We start from the raw sequence: 22,128 nt of genomic DNA, 5'->3' as shown, positions 1-22,128 counted from the left end.
CAATGAAAAGCCGCACATATACAATGTTGCAAACGATAACCACAAGCAATGTCAAAGATAGAGATTCATGAAGAGGAAGGGGAACGACAATTTGCCTACGATGCAACGGACGGTCTGGTTTTTCCAATAGTTGATACAGATTTAGAAGATGAGGAATTAAAAGGCATAATTGAGTACGTGTTGAATATTGGAGAGACTGAAAATGATGTTTGGTCCCCACCAAAGCCATCATCTGATGCGTTTATCTGGCGCTACCTGAATTTTACACAGTTACTGTCCATTCTAGAGCGTGATAAAATATGGTTCAATAACGTCAATAAATTCAATGATCCGTACGAAGGTACGACTCCAGAAGCTAACTTAGAGTCCGAAATAGAGGATTTAGTCGATAATTTTGAGGTATCGCGCGAAACCGCTCTGAAATTTTCGAAAACGCGCGTGGTTGGCGAAACATTTCGGTGACAGGTGCTTACGTGAATTGTTGGAATGTCAACGAACACCAGTCTGCAGCTCTCTGGGAACAATATGTGGACGCACGGGAAGGAGTTGCAGTTCGAACGACCGTAGATAGATTACACCAAGCCTTGGAACCATCCCAGCGAGAGTTCGTGCTTGGCAGAGTAGATTACATTGACTACGATGAAGATATGATACCTCAAGGTAATTTGCCAGCAATATATCACAAACGTGAAAGCTTTGAACACGAAAATGAATTCAGAGCTTCGTACTTTTCTGAAGAAGACGATGATGAAGACTTAGGATCTGGATTTTATGTAGATGTCGACAAGGACACGTTGATTGAAAGAGTTGTTATCTCTCCTATTGCGCCAGATTGGTTTTCCGACCTCGTAGAAAGGGTACTTCGTCGCTACGATTTAGACTGTGAACTGATCGAATCAAAGCTGTATTCCGCTCCAGAAATCAGCATAAAATGAGGTGATCCAACCATCATATTCGAACCCAATTCGAGGAACAGGAACTGTGAATTGATCTGCTTCTATTCATACCGGAGTGCGTCGATGGGATCGACGCGGGCCGCGCGCCACGCCGGGTAGAGGCCGGCGACGACGCCGACCAGCACGCCGACGCCGACCGCGATGGCGAACCAGACGTACGCCGGTGTGAACGCCACCTCGGCGTACGCCGTCGCGCCGTAGGCCACCGCGAGACCCAATGGAAGACCGACGATCGCTCCGGCCCCGCCCAAAACTGTGGCCTCGGCGAGGAACAGCCCCATCACGTCGCGGTTGCGCGCGCCGACGGCCTTCATGATCCCGATCTCGCGGGTGCGTTCGGTGACGCTCACCAGCATGATGTTCGCGATCCCGATCGCCCCCACGATGAGCGCGATCACCGCGATCCCCGTGACGAAGCGCGTGACCTGATTGATGATCTCCTGGATGTCCTCGACGAAGTCACCGCTGGTCTGAGCCGACAGCTCGACCGACTCGGGCTTCAGCTCCGCGGCGTCCGAGTCCCCGAGGAATGCTTGAACGTCGTTCTTGACCGTGTTGATCCGTGCCGGCTCCGCGACGACCGTCACCTGTGGGTAAGCGCGCTGGTTCACCCCGAGTGAGGGGCTCTCGACCGTCCGCTGGTAGAACGGCTCGATCGGGACGTAAAATCGGGGCTGGCCACCGAAGGAGGCAAAGGAGAACTGGCCGGCCGTCCGGTTTGCGATCCCGACGACCGCGACACTGGCCTGCTCGCCGTTCGCGCGGGTGATCGAGAGACTGTCACCGACCGAGAGGTTCGTCTCGAAGGCCTGGGTGGCGGCCTCACTCACGACCACCTCCTGCTCGCCCGATTCGAACGCCCGGCCCTCGACGATGGCGTCCGCCGGGAAGGAAGCGGGCGTGGTCGCGGTGATCTGATTCCGCGAGACGGTGTCGTTCGCGTAGCTGAGCGAGTTCACCCGGACGTTGCCCCGTGGCAGCGTCTGGCGGACGCCGTCGATCTCGCGCAACTGCGTGACGTCATTGTCCGTAAACACCGGCTGGGCGAGTCCCCCGATCCCCGGGCCGGGGCCACCGCCGCCATCGTCCTCGCCGCCCGGCGTCGGCAGAACGTAGACGTTGCTCGCGGACGTGCTCCCGATGTCGCCGACGATGTCGGCCTCAACGCTCGCCCCGAACGTGGCGAACGTGACCACCGACGCGATCCCGATCACGACACCGATCACGGTCAGCACCGAGCGGAGCTTGTGCGACCGGATGGATCGGCTCGCGATCCGCAGGGTTTCCCTGAAATCCATCGTCACTCGCCCCGCCCAGCCGAACCGTCTGCCGACTCGCGTTCCTCGGATCGATCGCGCGCCGACTCGTCGCCGCGCCCGCTGGACTCGGCCTCGAAACCATCGACGCCGTCGCTGCCGTGTCGATCGGTGGGATCGCGTTCATCGGTGCCATCGAGTGACTCGATGGATTCGATCACGCCGTCGCGGATATGGACGATCCGATCGGCGTGCTCGGCGATCCGGCGCTCGTGGGTCACGAGCAGGACGGTGTTCCCGCGGGCGTGTACCTCGCCGAGCAGCGCCATGATCTCGCTGCCGGTCTCGGTGTCGATGTTGCCCGTGGGTTCGTCGGCGAGCACGACCGAAGGATCGGGCGCGAGTGCGCGCGCGATCGCGACCCGCTGGCGCTGTCCCCCCGAAAGCTCGGTCGGACGGTGGTCGAGTCGGTCGCCGAGCCCGACCCGTTTCAGTACTTCCTGTGCGCGCTCGCGCCGCCGATCGCGCGACCAGTCGTCGAACACGAGCGGAAGCGTGACGTTCTCGACGGCGTTCGATCGTGGCATCAGGTTAAAGGTTTGAAAGACGAACCCGATCTCGGTCCCACGGATCGCGGCACGGTCGTCCTCGGAATCGGTATCGATGTCGTGGCCCGCGACCTCGACACTGCCCTCGTCGGGCGTGTCGAGCGCACCCACGAGATTCAAAAGGGTGCTCTTGCCCGACCCGCTCGGTCCCATCACGGCGGTGTACGATCCCTCGTCGAGCGTCAGCGAGACGCCGGCGAGCGCCTCGACGGTGCCGCCGAGATCGTAGGTCTTCCGGACGTCCGCGAGGCGAACCACGGCTGTGTCCTCGGCCGATGTCGTCGTGGAGGCAGGCTGGCTCACTGGGAGTCGCTACGGGACTCAGAACCATGAAGATTGTCGGGGTTCGCGCCGCCGCGGCGGTGCGGGATTCTTTCACGACGATCCATCGGGACAACCGACGGTGAGTATTTACCCGCCAAGTTCCAACGTGTTTCAATGGCTGACCAAGAGGACAGTCGCGGGAACCGCGGGCGCGTCTCGCCCGCCATCGCCCTCGCGCTGGTGCTCGTGGTGGGGGCCGTCGGCGGCGTGGCGTTCGCCCAGTCGACCACCGACGGACCGTCCGGGGAGACGGTTCTGGAGAACGCCCACGACCAGTATCGGAGCGCGGAAACCCTGACCGGCAGCGCCGATGTCACCGTCTCGAACGCGACCGACGAACGCTCGGCAACCGTCGAGTACGCGCTCGCCGAGGAGGGCGCACGCATGAGCGCGACGTACAACGGCACAACGATGACCGCCGGAACGAACGACAGCGTCGCGTGGGTCTCCGCTCCCGCGGTCGGCGTCCAGCGCGCGTGGAACGTCGAGAACGCGTCGTCGTGGGACGCAAGCGAGGTCTGTGAAGCCGTCCAGAGCAAGGCGGGCGAGGCAGAGCCGCCGAATCGGTCCGCTCTTCCGGACGACGTGAACGCCTCGGCGGTGCAGGCGAACGTCTCGGCGATCCGTGAGAACGTCTCCGCGGTCGACTGCGAGTCGCTGACGACGGAGTGGACGGACGCGAAGCGATCGATGCCCGCGAACTGGTCCGAAACGAACTTCACTGCGACCCAGACTGGGACCGAGACAGTCGACGGGACCGAGGCCTACGTCGTCGAAATCGAGCACGAAAACGAGAGTGTCGACGCCACCGGGACGGTCTGGGTCGCGACCGAGGATGACCGGGTACTCAAACAGCGCGTGAGCGACGGCACGAACGCGACCGTCGTGCGCTACGACGACCAGCGGTTCAACGTCAGTATCGACGAGAGCACGTTCGCGCCGCCCGCGGCCCGCGATAGCGCGGTCGGATCGACGACCTATGATGAATTCGAGGCGGCACAGGACGCGACCGACCGCGACCTGCCGACGCTCAATGCCGACGCGTTCGCGTTCGAGGGGGCCGCCGTCACCAACGCCGGCGGCGGGACGACCGTCGCCCAGCAGTACGTCGACGGGGCGTCGAACGCCACGCTCCTCACGACCGACGCCGAGAGCCTCCCCTACGACGAACTGAACGGGACTGCCGTCTCGGTGAACGGCGACGACGCCACCGCGGCCACGCTCGAAGGACGGACAGTCGTCGTCTGGACGGAAGGTGACATCACCCACGCAGTCGTGAGCGAGGAGACGACCGACGAGACGGTCGCGCTCGCGGAAGCGGTCTCGGGGTGAGGCGTTTCGGGTAGCAACGGTTTCGCATCCGCCTGGCGCGGGCCAGCATGGAAAACCCTTTCCGCAATTCTTGCGCATCGAAGAACATGGACATCCGCATCGGTGGGGACGCGAGCGACGAGGAGGCACGTGTCGTCGGCAGTGCGCTGGCAGAACACGTCGGCGAGAGCGTCACGGTCTACGTCGGTGACGCCGAAGAATCCACGGCGAACGTTGAGCCACCCGAGTCCGAGTCATCCGAACCACGCGACTCTGGTGGGTCGGGTGGGGCGTCGGATCACGGCCCGACCGAACGCGAGGAACGCCTGCGCGAGGAGATCGCGGACATCGAACTCGGCGGTCCCGAGAAGTACAAGGAGCGTCTCGACGACCAGGGCAAACTGTTCGTCCGCGACCGGCTCGACCTCTGGTTCGGCGACGGCGGATTCAGCTTCGAGGACGGCCGGTTCGCGGGTTTCGACGACTGGCATCCCGACAGTCCCGAAGTCGAGGAATCGGACCCGAACACGAGGCTACCGGGGGACGGCCTCCTGACCGGCGCGGCAGAGTTCGAGGGCCGGGACATCCACGCGATGGCGAACGACTTCACCGTCAAGGCGGGCTCGATGGCCGGAAAGGGCGTCGAGAAGTTCCTCCGGATGCAACAGCGCGCGCTCAAGACCGGCAAGCCAGTCCTCTATCTGATGGACTCCTCCGGAGGGCGGATCGACCAGCAGACCGGGTTCTTCGCCAACCGCGAGGGGATCGGGAAATACTACTACAACCACTCGATGCTCTCGGGGCGCGTCCCACAGATCTGTGTGCTCTACGGCCCCTGTATCGCCGGTGCAGCCTACACGCCCGTCTTTGCGGATTTCACGGTGATGGTCGAGGGGATGTCCGCGATGGCGATCGCCTCCCCCCGAATGGTCGAGATGGTGACCGGCGAGGAGATCAGCATGGAGGATCTCGGCGGCGCGCAGGTCCACGCCGCAGAGTCGGGCAGCGCCGACCTCGTCGCCGAGGACGAAGAGCACGCCCGCGAGCTCGTCGCCCAACTCATCACCTACCTGCCGGACAACTCGGACGAAAAACCACCCCACTCCGACAGTGCTCCGCCCGCACGATCGCCCGACGGGATCGATTCGGTGATTCCCGAACGACCGAACAAGGGGTACGACGTCCACGACGTGATCGATCGCGTCGCCGATCAGGGCTCGGTGCTCGAACTCCGTGAGCAGTACGGCCCGGAGATCGTCACCGCGTTCTGTCGGATCGACGGCCGGCCCGTCGGCGTGGTCGCGAACCAGCCCGCCCACCGCGCGGGCGCGATCTTCCCCGACGCGGCCGAGAAGGCCGCGGAGTTCGTCTGGACCTGTGACGCCTACAACGTTCCGCTACTGTATCTCTGTGACACGCCGGGGTTCATGGCGGGCTCGCAGGTCGAGAAGGACGGCATCCTCGAACAGGGCAAGAAGATGATCTACGCCACGTCGTCGGCGACGGTCCCGAAGCAGTGTGTCGTCCTCCGGAAGGCCTACGGCGCGGGGATCTACGCGATGAGTGGGCCGGCCTACGATCCCGAGGCGACGCTCGGCCTTCCGTCGGGCGAGATCGCCATCATGGGTCCCGAGGCAGCGATCAACGCGGTCTACCGCAACCGGCTCGACGACATCGAGGACGACGACGAGCGCGCCGAGCGCGAGGCCGAACTCCGCGAGGAGTACCGCGAGGACATCGACATCCACCGGATGGCGAACGAGGTGGTGATCGACGAGATCGTGCCGCCGAGCGACCTCCGCGAGGAGCTCGCCGCACGCTTCGCGTTCTACGAGGACGTCGAGAAATCGCTGCCCGACAAGAAACACGGCACCGTCCTCTAACCGCACCCATCGAAGACGGGAAGTGGCTTCTCGCGAGCGTCGAGAGAAGCGTTTAGGTCGACACCGTTCCATCGAAGAGTGTGCGCATCGAGAACAGCTTCATTCCCGTCCATGGCGTGGGCGAGGCGACCGAACGCCGGCTCTGGAACGACGGCGTCACCCACTGGGACGCGTTCGACGGCTCGACCGTCGGCACGACGACCGAGCGCCGCATCCACGAGTTCATCGCGACCGCACGTGACCGCCTCGACGCGGGCGACGCGGCCTTCTTCGACGAAGCGTTTCCCTCGGCCAGCCGGTGGCGGCTCTACGAGAACTTCCGCGACGCGACCTGTTTTTTCGACATCGAGACCACGGGACTCGACGCACGTCACAGCGACGTGACGACCGTGAGCTTTCACCGTGCCGGCGAGACGACGACGCTGGTTCGCGGAGAGGATCTCACCCGGACAGCGGTCGAAGAACAGCTCGCCGACGCCAGCCTCCTCGTGACGTTCAACGGCAAGCGCTTCGACGTCCCGTTCCTGGAACAGTCGTTCGATCTCGACATCGATCGTCCACATATCGATCTCATGTACCCATGTCGGCAGCTTGACCTCACAGGCGGCCTAAAGAACATCGAGCGCACGGTCGGGATCGATCGCGATCAGCCGGAGCTCTCGGGTCGGGACGCGGTCCGACTGTGGCACCAGTACGAACGTGGCGACGAGCAGGCGCTCTCGACGCTGGTGTCGTACAACCGTGCCGATACGGCAAACCTCGAATCGCTGCTGGATATCGTCGCCGATCGGCTCCACGACGAGATCTTCACCGCACACGACGGCGTGTAAGCAGACCGACCGGCTCGACACCAACCACACTGCAGTACTCCGAGACAGCAATATGCCAGTGATCCAGTAGCCGGCGCTACGCTCGTGTTCGTTACGGCGTGGGGTGAGATCCGTCGCCGTGGCACTCAGTCCATCCGAACGCCATCCCGAAAAGCCGCAAAAAAGTCGTTGAACGATGCGTCGAGCGGGTTCAGTCGCGGCGTGCGGCCACGAGTGCGGCCGCGAGCAGCGCCACCACACCGGCGACCAGTGTGAAGCCCGGACCGTTGCCGCTAGTCGTCTCTTCGCCACCGCTGGCGTTTGCGTCGGTCTCGTTCTCACCGCCACTTTCAGTGGTTTCGGCCCCACTCTCAGTGGTTTCAGCTCCACCCTCAGTGGCTTCAGTCATTTCGGTACCATCCTCGGTGGATTCAGTCATCTCGGTACCGTTCTCGGTGGTTTCGGTGCCACCGGTGGTGGTCATCATCGACTCGTTGGCCTCGCCGACGTCGAGGGTGGTGTTCGCGAACGTGCCGTTGTTGACCGCGACACCGACCGTGTAGTTACCCATCTCGGTGGGGTTCGTCACGCCACCGTAGGTCATCGTGAGCTCGTCGCCCTCGCTGACCTCCATCGTCTCGTCGAACCCGATCGTCAGGTTCTGGCCGTCCGGGCCGTACGTCGCTGCGGTCGCGTTCGCCGTGATGTCCTCACCGCTCGCGTTCACCGAGTACAGCGAGTTCAACACCAGCCCGAAGCTCACGTTCGCCTCGCCGTAGTTCACCGTGACCTCCGTCAGGTTCCCGGTCGCGTTCTCGCCCGTCACGACCGCCGACACCGTGTGGTTCGCGCTCGCGTTCGCCGAGTTCGGCTCCGCCATGATCGAGACGTTCTCGCTCGTTCCGTTCGTCATCGTCTCGTTCGCCATGGTTTCGTTGGCCATGGTTTCGTTGGCCATGGTCTCGTTCGCCATCGTCGTCTCGTTTCCAGTCTCGTTGCCAGCGTCTTGTGCGCCGACCGTTCCGACCGCGGCGACAGTGCCGACTGCGGCTGCCAGCACTACCAGCCCGGCGAGGAACAGGCTCCGACGTGTATCATGCGTTCGTGTCATGTTTCGTATATTGTCGTGTCATGGAAGCGATGGACGTTCCGAGCCGGATCGCCCGAAACGATCGCCGGCGATAGAGGCCGCCACCACCCATGAGTGACTTCGATGACTGAGATACACCGACCTCGTAAAATCCTTTTGGTATTATGTACCAGCCCACGAGACGAACGATCGGCAACCGGTATCGGTGGCCGTTCATTCATCGGATAGCCGGACGTTCGTCCGACGGTACAGCCACGAGAAACGGAAAGTCAAGGAAAACCCATCGCGAATCGGTCGACGATCAGTCGCGGCGTGCAGCCACGAGTGCGGCCGCGAGCAGCGCCACCACACCGGCGACCAGCGTGAAGCCGGGCCCACCTGCTGCCGTCGTCTCCGCGCCACCGCTGCCGTTCGTTCCGTTCGCAGCGGTCTCATCGTCAGCAGCGGTGTCGTCGTTGTCGGCAGTCGTTGCTTCACCCTGGGTCGCTTGTGTCTCGTTCACAGTGGCCCCCATCTCGGCCTCAGTCGTCCCCATCGTTCCGGTCGTTTCGTTCGTCTCGGTACCGTTCTCGGTGGTTTCGGTGCCACCGGTGGTGGTCATCATCGACTCGTTGGCCTCGCCGACGTCGAGGGTGGTGTTCGCGAACGAGCCGTTGTTGACCGCGACACCGACCGTGTAGTTACCCATCTCGGTGGGGTTCGTCACGCCGCCGTAGGTCATCGTGAGCTCGTCGCCCTCGCTGACCTCCATCGTCTCGTCGAACCCGATCGTCAGGTTCTGGCCGTCCGGCCCATAGGTCGCTGCGGTCGCGTTCGCCGTGATGTCCTCACCGCTCACGTTCACCGAGTACAGCGAGTTCAACACCAGCCCGAAGCTCACGTTCGCCTCGCCGTAGTTCACCGTGACCTCCGTCAGGTTCCCGGTCGCGTTCTCGCCCGTCACGACCGCCGACACCGTGTGGTTCGCGCTCGCGTTCGCCGAGTCTGACTCCGCCATCACCGACACGTTCGCGCTCGTCCCGTTCGTCATCGTTCCGTTCTCGACACCCATCTCGGTCTCGTTTCCAGTCTCGTTGGTCGTCGCGTCGGTCGTCGTCCCGTTGGTCGGGGTGTCAGTCGTCGTTTCGTTGGCCATCGTCGTCGCGTTGCTCGCCTCGGTTTCGTTGGCCGACGTGTCGTTCGCTGCCGTGGTTTCCTCGGCAGTCGTCGTTTCGTCGGGTGCCGATTGGTTCGACGTATCTTCGGTCGCCGACTCGCCGGTGACTTCGAGTGGGACGGTGGTCTCGGCGTCCTCACCGACGACGGTCACGGTGAACTCGTACTCGCCGGCCGGGACGTCAGTGAAGTCCATGCCGATGATGTCGGTCCGTTCGAGGTCAGCGGGCGAGAGGTCCGTGTCGTTGCCGTACGTGATCGCGTCGACCTGCTCGTCGCTGAGGTTCGAGGCGGAGACTTCGACGTCGTAGGACTCCTGTGCCGGCCCGTAGACGATGTTGAGGTTGAGCACGTCGCCGTCGGTCGAGTCGACGGTGTTCGCACAACAGTCCCTGAATCGGGCGTTCAGCGGATCGTCAGCCGAGGGGCTGTAGAAGTCCTCCTCGCTCGCGTTCTCGTCGGTCTCGTTGCCGGCGTCCTGTGCGCCGACCGTCCCGACCGCGCCGACGGTACCGACGGCGGCCGCCACGACGATCAGGCCGGCGAGAAGCAAACTTCGGTGTCGTTCGTTCGTTCGTGTCATTGTTCGATTTTTTCCTCCCAGCGACGATGGACGATCGACGTGTCCGGATCCCCAGCAGTCGAGATTCCATCACGCTGCCATCCTGCTGTTGGAGGTTGCTGTCTTCCACACGCTATCGTAATAAATCCCTTTTGGTGACACCCATCCGCGCTGCTGGCCCGTGGCTCGTTTCCGGGAGTCCAGTGGAGTCCGGGGAGATCGATCGACGGGTCGAATCGGCCGATCACTCGACGTGTTCGCGTTTCAGCGAGAGCGTGGTTCGATCGAACTCGCAGACGAGGTCGTCGTCCTGGTTGAACGCCTCGACATGCATCGTGACGACGCCGCGCTCGCCGTCGCTGGTCTCGCGTTTCTCGACGACGGTCGAATGCGCACGGATGGTGTCGCCGTGGAAAACCGGGGCCGGGTGTTCGACGTCGTCGTACGAGAGGTTGGCGACGATGGTGCCGTCGCTCGTGTCGGGGATCGTGAGGCCGACCGCGAGACTCATCGTGTAGAGCCCGTTGACGAGGCGCTCGCCGAACTGGCTCTCCCCGGCGAACTCGGTGTCGAGGTGGAGCGGCTGCTGGTTCATCGTCATATCACAGAACTGTTGGTTATCGGCCTCGCTCACCGTCCGGCGTTTGTCGTGCTCGATGGTTTCGCCTTCGTCGTAGTCCTCGTAGTAGCGTCCGACCATACGGATCCGCTCGCACGCTCGGCCCGAAAAGCCACCGGTGGGCCGCCGCCACAGCGCCGCCGCCGTCGACGGTGCGTCGGACACATCGTTGAAACCCCCTGCCGCCCCAGCCTCCGTATGGCTCGCAGAAGCGTGCTGTTCTCGCCCGGCGATCGACCCGAGATGTGCCGAAAGGCTCCCGAAACCGGCGCGGACGTCGTGGTGTTCGACCTCGAAGACGCGGTCGCACCCGCCCGGAAATCCGAGGCCCGCGCGGCGGTCGCCGACGTGCTGGCGTCCGGGTTCGATCCCGACTGTGAGGTCTGTGTTCGGGTCAGTGCCACCGATCCGACCGCCGATCTCGACGTCCTCCTCGACGACACACCCGACGAGCACCGTCTCGATGCACTCATGCTACCGAAAGCCGAAACGCGCGAGGACGTTCGCGCGCTCGCCGAGGAGGCCACCGAGCGCGGTCGAGATCTCCCCGTGTTCGCATTAGTCGAGACCGCCCGTGGAATCCTCCACGCCGAGGCGATTGCCGACGCCGAGCCCACCACCGCGGTGTGTTTCGGCGCGGAGGATCTCGCGGCCGACATCGGCGCGAGCCGAACTGGCGAAGGGACGGAAGTGCTCTACGCCCGCGAACACGCCGTCCTCGCGTCGAGCGCGGCCGGCGTCGACGCCATCGATACGGTGTTCACCGATATCGAAAACGAGGAAGGACTCCGGACCGCAACCGAGTTCGCCGTCGACCTCGGCTACGACGGCAAGATGGCGATCCATCCAGCGCAGGTGGGGCCGATCAACGACGCCTACACCCCGAATCCGGAGCGTGTCGAGTGGGCCGAGCACGTGCTCGACGCGCGAGCCGAAGCCGACGCCGACGGTCGAGGCGTCTTCCGGGTCGACGGTGAGATGATCGACGCACCGTTGATCACCCAGGCCGAACGGGTGATCGAACGGGCGGACGCCACCGATCGTTGACAACCTTACACATATCAATATTGCACGTTCGATATGTATCTCGACACGCTTAACAGGCGGCTCGGCGACATGGGACCATGTCCGAGCAGGTGAACCCGTTCGAGAGTCTCCAAGAACAGGTCGACGACGCCGCAGCCCACCTCGACGTGTCCGACGATCAGCTCGAACGGCTCAAACACCCCGAGCGCGTGCTCGAAACCACCCTCTCGATCGAGGACGACGACGGATCGCTGGCGACGTTCAAAGCCTTCCGGTCGCAGTTCAACGGCGACCGCGGTCCCTACAAGGGGGGCATCCGCTATCACCCGAACGTCTCCCGCGACGAGGTCAAGGCACTCTCGGGCTGGATGGCGTACAAGTGCGCGGTGGTCGACATTCCCTACGGCGGTGGGAAGGGCGGTATCATTATCGATCCGAAAGAGTACTCCACAGCGGAGCTCGAACGCATCACCCGTTCGTTCGCGACCGAGCTCCGACCGCTGATCGGACCGGATCGGGACATCCCCGCACCCGACGTCAACACCGGCCAGCGCGAGATGAACTGGATCAAGGACACCTACGAGACCCTCGAAAACACGACTGCACCGGGCACCGTCACCGGCAAGGCGATCGCGTCGGGCGGCAGCGAGGGCCGCGTCGAGGCCACAGGTCGATCGGTGATGCTCACCGCGCGCGAGGCGTTCGACTATCTGGGCACCGATGTCGCGGACGCGACGGTCGCCGTGCAGGGCTACGGCAACGCCGGCGCGATCGCCGCCCGCCTCCTCGACGAGCGCGGTGCGACCGTCGTCGCGGTCTCGGATTCGAGCGGTGCAGTGTACAACGACGAGGGGCTCGACGCCGCAGCGGTCAAGGACCACAAAAACGAGACCGGTAGCGTCGCCGAGTACGCCGACGCCGACGAGGAACTCTCGAACCGAGAGCTTCTCACCCTCGACGTCGATCTCCTGATTCCCGCAGCGCTCGAAAACGCCATCGATGCCGACATTGCGGCAGACGTCGCCGCCGACGTGATCGTCGAGGCTGCGAACGGGCCGCTGACCCCCGAGGCCGACGAGGTCCTGGCCGACCGTGACGTCTACGTCCTCCCCGACGTGCTCGCCAACGCCGGCGGTGTCACGGTCTCCTATTTCGAGTGGGTCCAGAACCGCCGGCGGTTCTACTGGTCCGAGGAACGCGTCAACGACGAGCTCGAAACGGTGATCGTGAACGCCTTCGACGGGCTCGTCGCAACGTTCGAGAACCGCGATCTGCCGACGTTCCGGATGGCAGCCTACGTCGTCGCCATCCGACGCATCCTCGACGCCCACGAAGAGGGCGGTACGTTCCCCTGAAAGCCCTCGGCGTCTCACGCGAGCAAAGCGAGCGTGAGGCTCGTCGTGGAGTAGCGAGGGACCTCCGGTCCCTCGGACCATGCGAGCGGGCCTTCGGCCCGCGAGCAGACGAAGCGGAACGACGGCGCGCCTTGGCGGCGCGCCTCGCCCTTTTCATGTTGCTCAAAAACGCCGCAGAGCGGCGTTTTTGGCATGCGAAAATCGGAGATTTTTCAGCACCACCAGGCAGCACAGCACCGCGATTGCGCGCGCCGGGCGCGTAGCCTGGCTCATGGCTGCGCCGTTCGCCCGTTTCGTCCGCTCGCTATCGCTCGCGGACGCTCGGCACGCGCTCAAGCCCCCTCCCTCCCCGTGCGGCCGCGATAAACGCGGCCGCGTGGCTTCCTTCCGCCTCCGCACCGCCACCACACAGCTTCTGCATCGCCACCACACAGCTTCCGCACAGCCACCGCTACCGCACAGCACCGCCACTCAGGATGGCTGTTCGAGCGCTCATCGCCAATACGGATCGACTGCACGCTCTGCGGACGAGCATCGATAGCAGTCGCTATCGAACTGACGACTCTCAATCAGTGAATCGCGAAAATGACGTTTCGTCCGTCGCTGAAAAACTCGATGACAGAACGTCAGGAGAACAGCGCGGCGGCAGCGTCGATGGCCGGATCGGTGACGAGCCCGAACGCAGGGATCAGGAGCACCGTCACCAGACCGGCGGCGACCACCGCGGTGTACAGCCCGATCGGATAGCTACCGAGGGAAAGATCGCTGGACGGATCGTTGAGCCACATCGCCTTCACGACCCGGCTGTAGTAGTACAGCGACAGCACGCTGTTGACGACGCCGACGGCGGCGAGCCACCAGAATCCCGCACCGACCGCTTCGTAGAACAGCAGGTACTTCGAGAGGAACCCACCGCCGAGCGGGATTCCCGCGAGGCTGAACATGAACACCGTCATCGCGACGCACGCGATCGGTGCTTCACGCCCGAGGCCGTTGTAGTCCTCGAACGTCCTGCCCACGGAGCCCCAGTGTTCGACCAGCGCGACGAACAGGAAGGCACCGGTGTTCATGAACCCGTAGACGAACAGGTGGACCATGCTCATCCCGAGCACCGACGGGTTGTTCCCGCCGCCGAGCGCCGCCAGCCCGATCAGGACGTAGCCCGCCTGACCGATCGACGAGTACGCCAACATCCGCTTCACGTTGTCCTGGGTCGCGGCCGCGAAGTTGCCGAGCGTCATCGTCACGACGGCGAGGATCTGGAAGGCGAGCACCCAGTCCACACTGGAGGTGATGTCGAGCCCGAACGCCACCGTGAAGACCCGGAACGCCACCACGAACCCGGCGGCCTTCGAGGCCGAGGAGAGGAACGCCGAAACCGGAGCCGGCGCACCCTCGTACGCTTCCGGTGCCCAGAAGTGGAACGGGACGCTCGCGGTCTTGAACGCGAACCCGCCGAGCACCATCAGCACGCCGATCCCGAGCACGCCCGTGAGATCGGTTTCAGCAGCAGCCTCGGCGACGTCGCTGAACAGCAGACTTCCCGTGGCGGCGTAGACGAGGCTGATCCCGTAGGCGAAGATCGCCGACGAGAGCGCGCCGATCAGGAAGTACTTCAGTCCTGCTTCGACGCTGCCACGGTTGTCCTTCAGGAAGGCAACGAGAGCGTACGTCGGCAGCGAGACGAGTTCGAGGCTCACGAACGCGACCGCGAGGCTCCCCGCGGAGGCGAGCAGCGTCATCCCGGTCGCGGCGAGCATCACGAGCGTGTAGTAATCAGCCTGCTCGGTCTCGCCCGCGAGATAGTCGTAGCTCGCGACCGTCACGAGCGTCGCGACGCTCGTGAAGATGATCGTGAAGAAGAGACTCATCCCGTCGACGACGAGTTGACCGCCGTAGAACTGGACGCCACCGTTGGTTCCCGTCCCGGTGACCAGCAGCGCGCCGGCGGCGACGAGCGCGGCCAGCGAGCCGACCGTCGCGGTTCCCGAGAACAGCGTACGGTTCTTCGAGTGCGGGGCGATACTGTCGATGACGAACAGCGCGAGCGCGGTCAGAGCGAGCAGCAGCGTCGGCGCGAGCGCGGTCAGGGGTGCCATTCAGGCACCACCCCCCAGCAGTGGACCGACCGCGTCCTGGATCATCCCGAAGAACACGTCGGGCGCGGTGCCGAGTCCGATGATACAGATCACGAGCACCGCGAGGGGCACCACGTCGTGGAAGGCAGCCCGGCCGATCGTGTAGTCGGTGTCGAGTCGGAACTCACCGAACAGCGTGCGCTGCATCGCGTACAGCAGGTAGCCCGCCACGATCACGATGCCGAACATCGCGATCGCGGTGAACACCATCGAGCCCGCGAAGTCGGCGGCGAACGAGCCCTGGAAGATGAAGTACTCGCCCATGAAGCCCGCCATGAACGGCAGCCCCATGTAGGCGAAACAGCCCGCGACGAACATGGCGGTGGTGACCGGCATCCGGTCGGCGAGCCCCGCCATGTCGCCCACCATCCGGCTGTGGGTCGTGTTGTAGATCACGCCGACACACGCGAACAGCAGCCCGGAGATCAGGCCGTGCGAGAGCATCTGGAAGGTCGCCCCGCCCAGACCGAACTCGGTGTACGCCACGAGACCTAGAATGACGAACCCCATCGACGAGATCGACGAGTACGCCACGATCCGTTTGAGGTCCTGCTGGGCGAGTGCGAGCATCGCGCCGTAGATCACGCTCACCACCGCGAGGATCGCGATGTAGGGCGCGAGCTGTGAGGCCGTATCGGGCAGCATCGTGAAGTTGAATCGGAGCAGCGCATAGGTCCCCATCTTCAGGAGGACGCCCGCCAGCAACACCGATGCAGGCGTCGGGGCCTCGACGTGAGCGTCGGGCAGCCACGTGTGGACCGGCACGATCGGCACTTTGACCGCGAAGCCGGCGAACATCGCGACGAACGCGATCAGTTTGAGCGTGTCCGGTCCGACGCCGCCGAGCGAGCCGAGCTCGCCAGCCCGGAGCGCCTGGGCGATCGCGGGCATGTCGAGGCTCGTGACCGCATCGCCGAGCCCGAACACCAGCGCGGCGAAGCCGAGGAACATCACGAGCGTCGCGACGTTGGTGTAGACGAAGAACTTGATCGCGGCGTACTTCCGGCGAGGGCCGCCCCAGACCCCGATCAGCATGTACATCGGGATCAGCACGATCTCCCAGAAGACGAGCCACGCAAAGAAGTCGAGCGCGACGAACACGCCGAGCAGGCCGGTTTCGAGGAACAGAACGAGGCCGTAGAACTGCGAACGGCGCTCGTCGATCGGCGTCCACGCCGTCAGGATCGCGAGCGTCGTCAGCACGGTCGTCATGACGACGAGCGGCATGCTGATCCCGTCGACACCGACGTGCCAGTTGATCGCGTACGGACCCACCGAAATCCACTGGGCCATCGTCTCGTACGCCAGCGTGCCACCTTCGAGGAAGGCGTTGCCCGAGCCGTCGAACCCGAACCACATCAGGAAACTCGTCACCAGTGGGAAGAGGCTCGCGACCAGCGCGCCGACAGGTGCGTAGTCGTCCGGGAGGACGAACACGACCAGCGCGCCGAGCAGACAGAGCGCGAGCAGGATCTCGATCAGCATTCAGAACCACCCCCCGATCAGGCCGAAGATCACCAGCAGCGCGACCAGCCCGAGCGAGAGAAGCGCAGCGTAGTTCGTCACGATCCCAGTTTGAATCCGTTTGATCCGGCTGCCCGAAAACAGGCTCACGCTCGACACGCCGTTGACGGTGCCGTCGATGATACCCTGGTCGAACGTGTCGGCCGCGCGGGCGACCCGCGCGGTCGCGTCGGCCAGCCAGACCTGATACTCGTCTTGGTAGTAGTTGCTCATGAGAACCGTCTTCGCGTTACCGAGTCGATCGGTGTGGTGGTCGGGATCGGGGCCGCGGTAGAGGGTGTAGGCCAGACCCGCGCCGGCGAGCGCCAGCCCGAGCGAGACGACCACGCCGAGCAGCACAGTTATGGACTCGCTGCCGATGTAGCCGCTCGTGTAGCCAGTGAGGTCACCGTAGTGGTGGGCAGTCAGCCCCTCGAACCCGCCGTCGAGCCACTGGTGGAGGAAGTCGATCCCCTCGATCCCGAGAACTTTCTGTACTGGCAGCATGTTGATGAAGCCGGCGACGACCGCCAGCACCCCGAGCACGACGAGGGGAGCTTTGACGTTCCAGCCGACTCCGTGTGGATTTCTAGCCGTCTCACTGCGTGGTTCGCCGTGGAAGGTGAGCAGCACCATCCGGAAGGTGTAGAAGGCGGTGATCGGCACCGCGAGCAGCCCCATGGCGTACGCACCGAGCAAGAGCGGGCTCGATCCGAGCCCGTGGATCAGCGCCTCGTAGAGCACCTCGTCTTTCGACCAGAAGCCCGCGAACGGGAAGATTCCGGCGAGCGCGAGCGAGCCCGCGAGGAAGGTGTAGTACGTCACGGGCATCCGATCCTTCAGCCCACCCATCTTCCACATGTTCTCGTTGTGGTGCATCGCGATGATGACCGAGCCGGCACCGAGGAACAGCAGCGCCTTGAAGAAGGCGTGGGTCATCAGGTGGAAGGTCGCGGCGACGTACCCACCGGCACCGAGTGCGAGCATCATGTACCCGTACTGTGAGATGGTCGAGTACGCGAGCACCTGCTTGATCTCACGCTTGACGACCGCCATCGTCGCCGCAAAGAGGGCGGTGAACCCGCCGATGAACGCGATGATCGCGAGCACGGTGGGCAGCAGGGCGTAGAAGCCGTACATCCGGGCGACGAGATACACACCGGCGGCGACCATCGTCGCGGCGTGGATCAGTGCCGAAACAGGCGTCGGGCCCTCCATCGCGTCGGGGAGCCAGGTGTGGAGCGGGAACTGCGCCGACTTCCCGATCACGCCACCGAGGACGAGGAGACCAAGGATCGTGAACCACGTTTCGGGGGCGAACCCGAAGGTCGAGACCGCGCCCGCACTCCCCCCGCCGAGTACCGCCTCGGCCAGCCCAGGGAAGCTCTCCTCACCGGCGAAGTTCGCGGTACTGAACGTCGCGAGGATCCCGACGACGCCGACGAGGAAGAAGTAGTCCCCGAAGCGAGTCACCAGAAACGCCTTCTTCGCCGCGCTCGGCGGGGCGTCGTCGCGGTACCAGTGACCGATCAGCAGCCACGAGCACAGACCGACCATCTCGAAGAACATGAACGCCATGAACAGGTTGTCGGCGATCACGAACCCGAGCATGCTCGCCGTGAAGAGGCCGAGCCCGGCGTAGTACCGGGGCAGTCCCGGCTCGCCCTCGTCGTTCATGTAGCCGAGACTGAACACGTGAACGAGGAGGGCGACCAGCGAGACGATGATCAGCATGAGCGCCGCGAGCGGATCGATCAGCACCCCGAGATGGAGTTCGATCTCCCCGGCGGCGACGAACGTGTATAGTTCCTGGTTGTACGTGTTGCCGCCGGCGACAGTGAGCGCCATCCAGATCGAGAGCACGAGCGAGCCGGCCGTCGCGAGAATACCCGCGAACGCGCCCTTCTTCGGCAGGAATCGGCCGCCAAAGAGTGCAATCACGAACGATGCAAAGGGCAGGAGTGCAATCGCGGGTGCGTAGTCGAATGCCACCATCTTACCACCTCATAGTCGTCGCTTTCGTTACGTCCACGCCGCGGAAGTTGCGGTAGAGGACGAGGATGATACCGATACCGACCGCGACTTCCGCCGCGGCGAGCGCGATCGTGAACAGGCTGAACACCTGTCCGGTGAGGTTCCCGTACTGAAGCGAGAACGCGACGAAGTTGATGTTGCCGGCGGTGAGCATGATCTCGACGCTCATCAGGAACACCAACGCGTTCCGCCGCGTCAAGATGCCGAACAGCCCGATGCAGAACATCGCGGCCGAGAGCACGAGATAGTACTGAGCGGGGACCATCAGCGTCCCTCCTCGCTGCGGGTCCGATCACGACCGCCGTCGGTGCGGGCGGAACTGTCGTCAGCTCGGGCGTCGTCGGTGCCGTTCGATCCGAATCGGAGCGCGCCGCCGATCCGGCCGTCTTCCTCGGTCTTCGCGAGCATCACCGACGCATCGAGTGCGGCGTCGAGGACGACCGCGATGACGATGAACGCGACGAGAAAGCCCTCGCTCGGGTGGACGCCGCCGGGGAGGTTGAACATCGCGTAGCCGATCGAGGCGGTGATCGACCCGTCGCCGGCGAAGCCGGCCGGGTCCGGGAACGAGGCCGTCAGAAAGACAGCCGCGAGCACGCCGAACAGCGCGACCGCGATCAGCCCGGGCAGAAAGTTCCCATCGGTCTTCAGTTCGGGGCGAGTCGTCACGAGACCGCCTCCTTCGGATCATCGGTTCGGGTGAGCATCACGGCGAAGGTGATCAGGATGAGCACCCCGCCGACGTAGACGAGGATCTGCATCGCCGCGAGGAACTCCGCGTTGAGCATCACGTAGTGGACGGCGACGCTCAACAGCGACACCCCGAGCAGCAGCGCGGAGTGCCACACGTCCTCCACGAGGACCACCCCGAGACTGCTCGCCACGGTGACGAGTGCGAACAGCGCGAACGCAATCGCCTCGTACGGTAAGGCTGCCATTGGCTTCACTCGTGTGGGATGGTGTTTGAAGGTTTCGAGACCCGCGCGAGCGCTCGCCCGCGTTGGCAGCGGCGGCGTCGCGCCGACACCGGTTCCGCCATCCGCGATCGTTTCGCTCGCCCTTCGATCGACGGAGCCGCTGGCGCTACTGTCCAATAGCGATCGATCGGAGCGCGTTCTCGATCGTCGCCAGGCGCTCGTTCTGGCCGGTGATTCCATGACGCTCGGCGACGTACTGCGGATCGTTGTATCCCACCCTGACCGCCCCGCTGTCGTCCTCGTAGACGAGCAGCTTCTGTGGCAGGTCGATCCCCGCCGTTTGGCTCGCCTGCATCAGCGGCGTGCCGAGTTTCGGATTGCCGAACAGGACGGCCGTGGTCGGCCGGAGCTCCATCCCGACCGAGTCAGCGTTCGCGGCGTGGTCGACGGTCGCCACGATCGAGATTCCGTCGGCCGATTGGAGTGTGCTCTGGATGCGATCGGCGGTCGCATCCACGCTCTCGCCGCCCGCAGCGGTCACGACCCCGTTGCCGCCGTCGAGGAGTGCGCTCGGGTCCGCCTTCGATCGGTTCACGTCACCACCGGCGAGCGCTTCGAGCACGCTGTCGATCGTGTCGAGGCGTTCGTCCTGGCCGGTGATGTCGTGTCGTGCCGCGAGATACGCCGGACTGTTGTAGACCACGTTCGTCCTACGGTCTTCGTCCTCGTAGACCAGCATCTTCTGAGGCAGATCGATAGCGGTGGTTTGACTCGCCTGCATCAGCGGCGTGCCGGCGTTCGGGTTGCCGAAGACCAGCAGCGTCGTCGGTCGAAGCTCCATCCCGACCGAAGCGGCGTTCACGGCGTGGTCGAGGGTCGTCACGAGGGTCAGCCCGTTCTCCCTGATTCGCCCTTTGATCCGCTCGACGGTCGCCGGAACGCTCTCGTCGCTTTCGGCGGTCACGAGCCCGTTGCCGACAGCATCTCCACCGTCAGCGCCGGCGACGAACTGCTTCGCGATCGGGAGCACCTGCTCCATCGAGCGCGCCTCGTTGAACGCGTCGGGCGAGGGGCGCTGGAGGTGGAGCAGCTGGAAGTACGTCTGGTGTTCGGCCTCCACCGAGTGGATGCTGAGGGCAGCCTTCAGCACCTCCTCGCTGTCGATCAGCGGTGCTGCGCCCGCGTACGCCGACACCCCGACGGCTTCGAGCCGATCGGCGATCGCCACGAACTCCGCGATGGAATCGTACGAGAACTCGTAGTCGGCAGGTTCGACCGGCGTTCCTCCAAGGTCCTCGATCGTCCCAGTCAGCGCCTCGACGTGAGCCTCCTCGTGGTCCCGCACGTCCTGAATCTGCTGGTACGTCGAGTATTGAAGCGTCGGCCGCGCGAAGTACTCCGCCACCGCCGAGCGCTCGACCTCGCTTTCGGTGTACTCCGCGAGGAAGTCGTTGTAGTACGCCGCTTCGAGGTGTTCCAGCGCCAGCGCGTAGTTCAACACCTCCACGTCGCTCGGCGACGAATCGGCGTCGCTGCTGCCGTCATTGCCCGCTGCCACGCCGCTGGTGGCCGAAAGCGCGAGTGCTCCAGCACCCGCGAGCGCCGCATCGCTCATGAACCCTCGCCGTGAGCGTCCGCCGCTGGTGTTCGCCCGTCCATCTGCTCTGTGATCCATACAGGTCGATCGTCCATTTGCACCAAAAAACTATGCCAGAATTGCGGTCGGTTTCGTCGACTGACCGAATCGATCGTTCGACTGAATCGCCGCCCTGGCTGTCGAAGACTCGCCAGCGGTGCTCGGTCGATCGACCAGAAGACCGAAAGACCGAGACGAGGGTTCTCGGGTCGTTACCCGTCGACTAGCGAGTGAAAATCCGAGAAGTTACTGATAGTCGACTTCGCCTTCGCCTTCCCCGATCCACGCACCGCGATCGGGCTCTCTGGACTCAAGCGGGTCGATGTCCTCGCGACCCCACCTTTTTCTCGTTCGGGATTTCTCGCTCGCATTCGCTCGCTTCGAAACCACTCACGACAAAAACGTGGATGAAAAAGCGCCCTCGCTACGCTCGGGCGGTGAAACGGCTCGCTACGCTCGCCGTACGTTTACTGATAGTCGACTTCGCCTTCGCCCTCCCCGATCCACGCACCGCGATCGGGCTCTCTGGACTCAAGCGGGTCGATGTCCTTGTACCACGGGACGTTCTTCAGCTGTTCTTTGTTGTACGCGAGGTCGTCCTTGGTGTCGCCAGTGAACTCGAAGTTCTGGGTCAGGAGGATGGCGTCCACAGGGCAAACCTCCTCACACAGCCGGCAGTAGATGCACTGGCCGATGTGGAGGTTGTACTGCTCGCCATTCCGTTGTTCGTCCATCACGATCTGGATCGTGTCGTTCGGACAGACGTTCTCACACTGGCGACACCAGATGCAGCGCTCCTGGCTGAACTTGTGGACGCCCCGGAAACGGGGGCTGACCTCGGGTGCGACATCGGGGTACTCGACAGTAAAGGTCGAGCCGTCGAGCGCGTGTTTCATCGTCGTTGCCATCGATTTGAGGATTCCGATCATGGGTTGGTGGGTGTGTG

Annotated in this window: 19 protein-coding genes and 2 pseudogenes; 7 read left to right on the top strand and 14 right to left on the bottom strand. The window is 63.9% G+C overall.

All coding sequences use genetic code 11. From position 1 onward, the window contains the following. The first annotated feature begins 48 nt into the window (after positions 1 to 48). Both PHA81_RS04190 and PHA81_RS04185 read left to right on the top strand, forming a co-directional pair. Entirely contained in the window at positions 49 to 462 is a 414-nt protein-coding gene (locus PHA81_RS04190) for a hypothetical protein (RefSeq protein ID WP_005044553.1), read from the top strand. Then, entirely contained in the window at positions 459 to 935 is a 477-nt protein-coding gene (locus PHA81_RS04185; RefSeq protein WP_152424509.1) for a hypothetical protein, read from the top strand. Before PHA81_RS04190 ends, PHA81_RS04185 begins: the two co-directional genes overlap by 4 nt. Before the next feature lie 62 nt (positions 936 to 997). On the opposite strand, the gene PHA81_RS04180 is transcribed toward PHA81_RS04185, so the two are convergent. After that, positions 998 to 2,254, bottom strand: a complete 1,257-nt coding sequence (locus PHA81_RS04180) for an ABC transporter permease (RefSeq protein ID WP_049910231.1) — start codon at positions 2,252 to 2,254, stop codon at positions 998 to 1,000. Positions 2,255 to 2,403: 149 nt separating this feature from the next. Beyond that, a pseudogene (locus PHA81_RS04175) lies at positions 2,404 to 3,123 on the bottom strand (ABC transporter ATP-binding protein); the annotation flags it as partial. A gap of 135 nt (positions 3,124 to 3,258) precedes the next feature. Here PHA81_RS04175 and PHA81_RS04170 point away from each other — a divergent pair. The 3 genes from PHA81_RS04170 to PHA81_RS04160 all read left to right on the top strand — a co-directional run bounded on the left by PHA81_RS04170 (position 3,259) and on the right by PHA81_RS04160 (position 7,168). Next, positions 3,259 to 4,476, top strand: coding sequence for a hypothetical protein (locus PHA81_RS04170; protein ID WP_005044550.1), 1,218 nt, complete (start codon positions 3,259 to 3,261; stop codon positions 4,474 to 4,476). An 86-nt stretch (positions 4,477 to 4,562) separates the two neighbouring features. After that, positions 4,563 to 6,338 carry an acyl-CoA carboxylase subunit beta gene (locus PHA81_RS04165; RefSeq protein WP_005044548.1) on the top strand — a complete coding sequence of 592 codons (1,776 nt, stop codon included), beginning with the start codon at positions 4,563 to 4,565 and terminating at the stop codon, positions 6,336 to 6,338. A gap of 80 nt (positions 6,339 to 6,418) precedes the next feature. After that, complete coding sequence (locus PHA81_RS04160; RefSeq protein ID WP_005044547.1) at positions 6,419 to 7,168, top strand: ribonuclease H-like domain-containing protein; 750 nt, start codon at positions 6,419 to 6,421, stop codon at positions 7,166 to 7,168. A gap of 190 nt (positions 7,169 to 7,358) precedes the next feature. Here the strand turns inward: PHA81_RS04160 and PHA81_RS04155 are convergent, their stop codons facing one another. The 3 genes from PHA81_RS04155 to PHA81_RS04145 all read right to left on the bottom strand — a co-directional run bounded on the left by PHA81_RS04155 (position 7,359) and on the right by PHA81_RS04145 (position 10,654). Further along, positions 7,359 to 8,258, bottom strand: a complete 900-nt coding sequence (locus PHA81_RS04155; protein ID WP_273835418.1) for a PGF-CTERM sorting domain-containing protein — start codon at positions 8,256 to 8,258, stop codon at positions 7,359 to 7,361. A gap of 280 nt (positions 8,259 to 8,538) precedes the next feature. Further along, positions 8,539 to 9,975, bottom strand: coding sequence for a PGF-CTERM sorting domain-containing protein (locus PHA81_RS04150; protein WP_273835416.1), 1,437 nt, complete (start codon positions 9,973 to 9,975; stop codon positions 8,539 to 8,541). Between the two features lie 223 nt (positions 9,976 to 10,198). Next, entirely contained in the window at positions 10,199 to 10,654 is a 456-nt protein-coding gene (locus tag PHA81_RS04145; protein ID WP_005044544.1) for a MaoC family dehydratase, read from the bottom strand. 117 nt (positions 10,655 to 10,771) lie between these two features. On the opposite strand from PHA81_RS04145, the gene PHA81_RS04140 reads away from it, so the two are divergent. Both PHA81_RS04140 and PHA81_RS04135 read left to right on the top strand, forming a co-directional pair. Beyond that, a complete protein-coding gene (locus PHA81_RS04140; RefSeq protein ID WP_049910229.1) occupies positions 10,772 to 11,620 on the top strand; it encodes a CoA ester lyase in 849 nt (282 codons plus the stop codon). 77 nt (positions 11,621 to 11,697) lie between these two features. Then, positions 11,698 to 12,954, top strand: coding sequence for a Glu/Leu/Phe/Val dehydrogenase (locus tag PHA81_RS04135; RefSeq protein ID WP_005044541.1), 1,257 nt, complete (start codon positions 11,698 to 11,700; stop codon positions 12,952 to 12,954). A gap of 626 nt (positions 12,955 to 13,580) precedes the next feature. Here PHA81_RS04135 and PHA81_RS04130 read toward each other — a convergent pair. From PHA81_RS04130 to PHA81_RS04090, 9 genes and pseudogenes are all read right to left on the bottom strand, one after another. Beyond that, a complete protein-coding gene (locus PHA81_RS04130) occupies positions 13,581 to 15,053 on the bottom strand; it encodes an NADH-quinone oxidoreductase subunit N (protein ID WP_005044539.1) in 1,473 nt (490 codons plus the stop codon). Then, complete coding sequence (locus tag PHA81_RS04125; RefSeq protein ID WP_005044538.1) at positions 15,054 to 16,577, bottom strand: NuoM family protein; 1,524 nt, start codon at positions 16,575 to 16,577, stop codon at positions 15,054 to 15,056. Further along, positions 16,578 to 18,590, bottom strand: coding sequence for an NADH-quinone oxidoreductase subunit L (nuoL, locus tag PHA81_RS04120; RefSeq protein WP_005044537.1), 2,013 nt, complete (start codon positions 18,588 to 18,590; stop codon positions 16,578 to 16,580). It lies immediately after the preceding gene. A gap of 1 nt (position 18,591) precedes the next feature. Then, positions 18,592 to 18,894, bottom strand: a complete 303-nt coding sequence (gene nuoK, locus PHA81_RS04115) for an NADH-quinone oxidoreductase subunit NuoK (RefSeq protein WP_005044536.1) — start codon at positions 18,892 to 18,894, stop codon at positions 18,592 to 18,594. Further along, complete coding sequence (locus PHA81_RS04110; RefSeq protein WP_005044535.1) at positions 18,894 to 19,298, bottom strand: NADH-quinone oxidoreductase subunit J; 405 nt, start codon at positions 19,296 to 19,298, stop codon at positions 18,894 to 18,896. Before PHA81_RS04110 ends, nuoK begins: the two co-directional genes overlap by 1 nt. Beyond that, positions 19,295 to 19,567 carry an NADH-quinone oxidoreductase subunit J gene (locus PHA81_RS04105; protein WP_006077166.1) on the bottom strand — a complete coding sequence of 91 codons (273 nt, stop codon included), beginning with the start codon at positions 19,565 to 19,567 and terminating at the stop codon, positions 19,295 to 19,297. The genes PHA81_RS04110 and PHA81_RS04105 overlap by 4 nt, the downstream gene beginning before the upstream one ends. 145 nt (positions 19,568 to 19,712) lie before the next feature. Next, positions 19,713 to 21,221, bottom strand: a complete 1,509-nt coding sequence (locus PHA81_RS04100) for a DUF302 domain-containing protein (protein WP_273835401.1) — start codon at positions 21,219 to 21,221, stop codon at positions 19,713 to 19,715. Between the two features lie 207 nt (positions 21,222 to 21,428). Further along, positions 21,429 to 21,512, bottom strand: a pseudogene (locus PHA81_RS04095) (NADH-quinone oxidoreductase subunit I); the annotation flags it as partial. Positions 21,513 to 21,649: 137 nt separating this feature from the next. Next, on the bottom strand, positions 21,650 to 22,111 hold the full coding sequence (locus PHA81_RS04090; RefSeq protein WP_005044531.1) for an NADH-quinone oxidoreductase subunit I: 462 nt from the start codon (positions 22,109 to 22,111) through the stop codon (positions 21,650 to 21,652). Between the last annotated feature and the right edge of the window lie 17 nt (positions 22,112 to 22,128).

The organism is Halococcus sp. PRR34 (assembly GCF_028617175.1).
Lineage (GTDB): Archaea > Halobacteriota > Halobacteria > Halobacteriales > Halococcaceae > Halococcus > Halococcus salifodinae.
This window is presented reverse-complemented; position numbering and strand designations above follow the sequence as displayed.

Bases quoted from the DNA above. Each gene is read 5' to 3' on its own strand.
- PHA81_RS04190 (WP_005044553.1), top strand. From the start codon at position 49: ATGTCAAAGATAGAGATTCATGAAGAGGAAGGGGAACGACAATTTGCC.
- PHA81_RS04180 (WP_049910231.1), bottom strand. From the start codon at position 2,254: ATGGATTTCAGGGAAACCCTGCGGATCGCGAGCCGATCCATCCGGTCG.
- PHA81_RS04170 (WP_005044550.1), top strand. From the start codon at position 3,259: ATGGCTGACCAAGAGGACAGTCGCGGGAACCGCGGGCGCGTCTCGCCC.
- PHA81_RS04165 (WP_005044548.1), top strand. From the start codon at position 4,563: ATGGACATCCGCATCGGTGGGGACGCGAGCGACGAGGAGGCACGTGTC.
- PHA81_RS04155 (WP_273835418.1), bottom strand. From the start codon at position 8,258: ATGACACGAACGCATGATACACGTCGGAGCCTGTTCCTCGCCGGGCTG.
- PHA81_RS04150 (WP_273835416.1), bottom strand. From the start codon at position 9,975: ATGACACGAACGAACGAACGACACCGAAGTTTGCTTCTCGCCGGCCTG.
- PHA81_RS04145 (WP_005044544.1), bottom strand. From the start codon at position 10,654: ATGGTCGGACGCTACTACGAGGACTACGACGAAGGCGAAACCATCGAG.
- PHA81_RS04140 (WP_049910229.1), top strand. From the start codon at position 10,772: ATGGCTCGCAGAAGCGTGCTGTTCTCGCCCGGCGATCGACCCGAGATG.
- PHA81_RS04135 (WP_005044541.1), top strand. From the start codon at position 11,698: ATGTCCGAGCAGGTGAACCCGTTCGAGAGTCTCCAAGAACAGGTCGAC.
- PHA81_RS04130 (WP_005044539.1), bottom strand. From the start codon at position 15,053: ATGGCACCCCTGACCGCGCTCGCGCCGACGCTGCTGCTCGCTCTGACC.
- PHA81_RS04125 (WP_005044538.1), bottom strand. From the start codon at position 16,577: ATGCTGATCGAGATCCTGCTCGCGCTCTGTCTGCTCGGCGCGCTGGTC.
- nuoL (WP_005044537.1), bottom strand. From the start codon at position 18,590: ATGGTGGCATTCGACTACGCACCCGCGATTGCACTCCTGCCCTTTGCA.
- nuoK (WP_005044536.1), bottom strand. From the start codon at position 18,894: ATGGTCCCCGCTCAGTACTATCTCGTGCTCTCGGCCGCGATGTTCTGC.
- PHA81_RS04105 (WP_006077166.1), bottom strand. From the start codon at position 19,567: ATGGCAGCCTTACCGTACGAGGCGATTGCGTTCGCGCTGTTCGCACTC.
- PHA81_RS04100 (WP_273835401.1), bottom strand. From the start codon at position 21,221: ATGGATCACAGAGCAGATGGACGGGCGAACACCAGCGGCGGACGCTCA.
- PHA81_RS04090 (WP_005044531.1), bottom strand. From the start codon at position 22,111: ATGATCGGAATCCTCAAATCGATGGCAACGACGATGAAACACGCGCTC.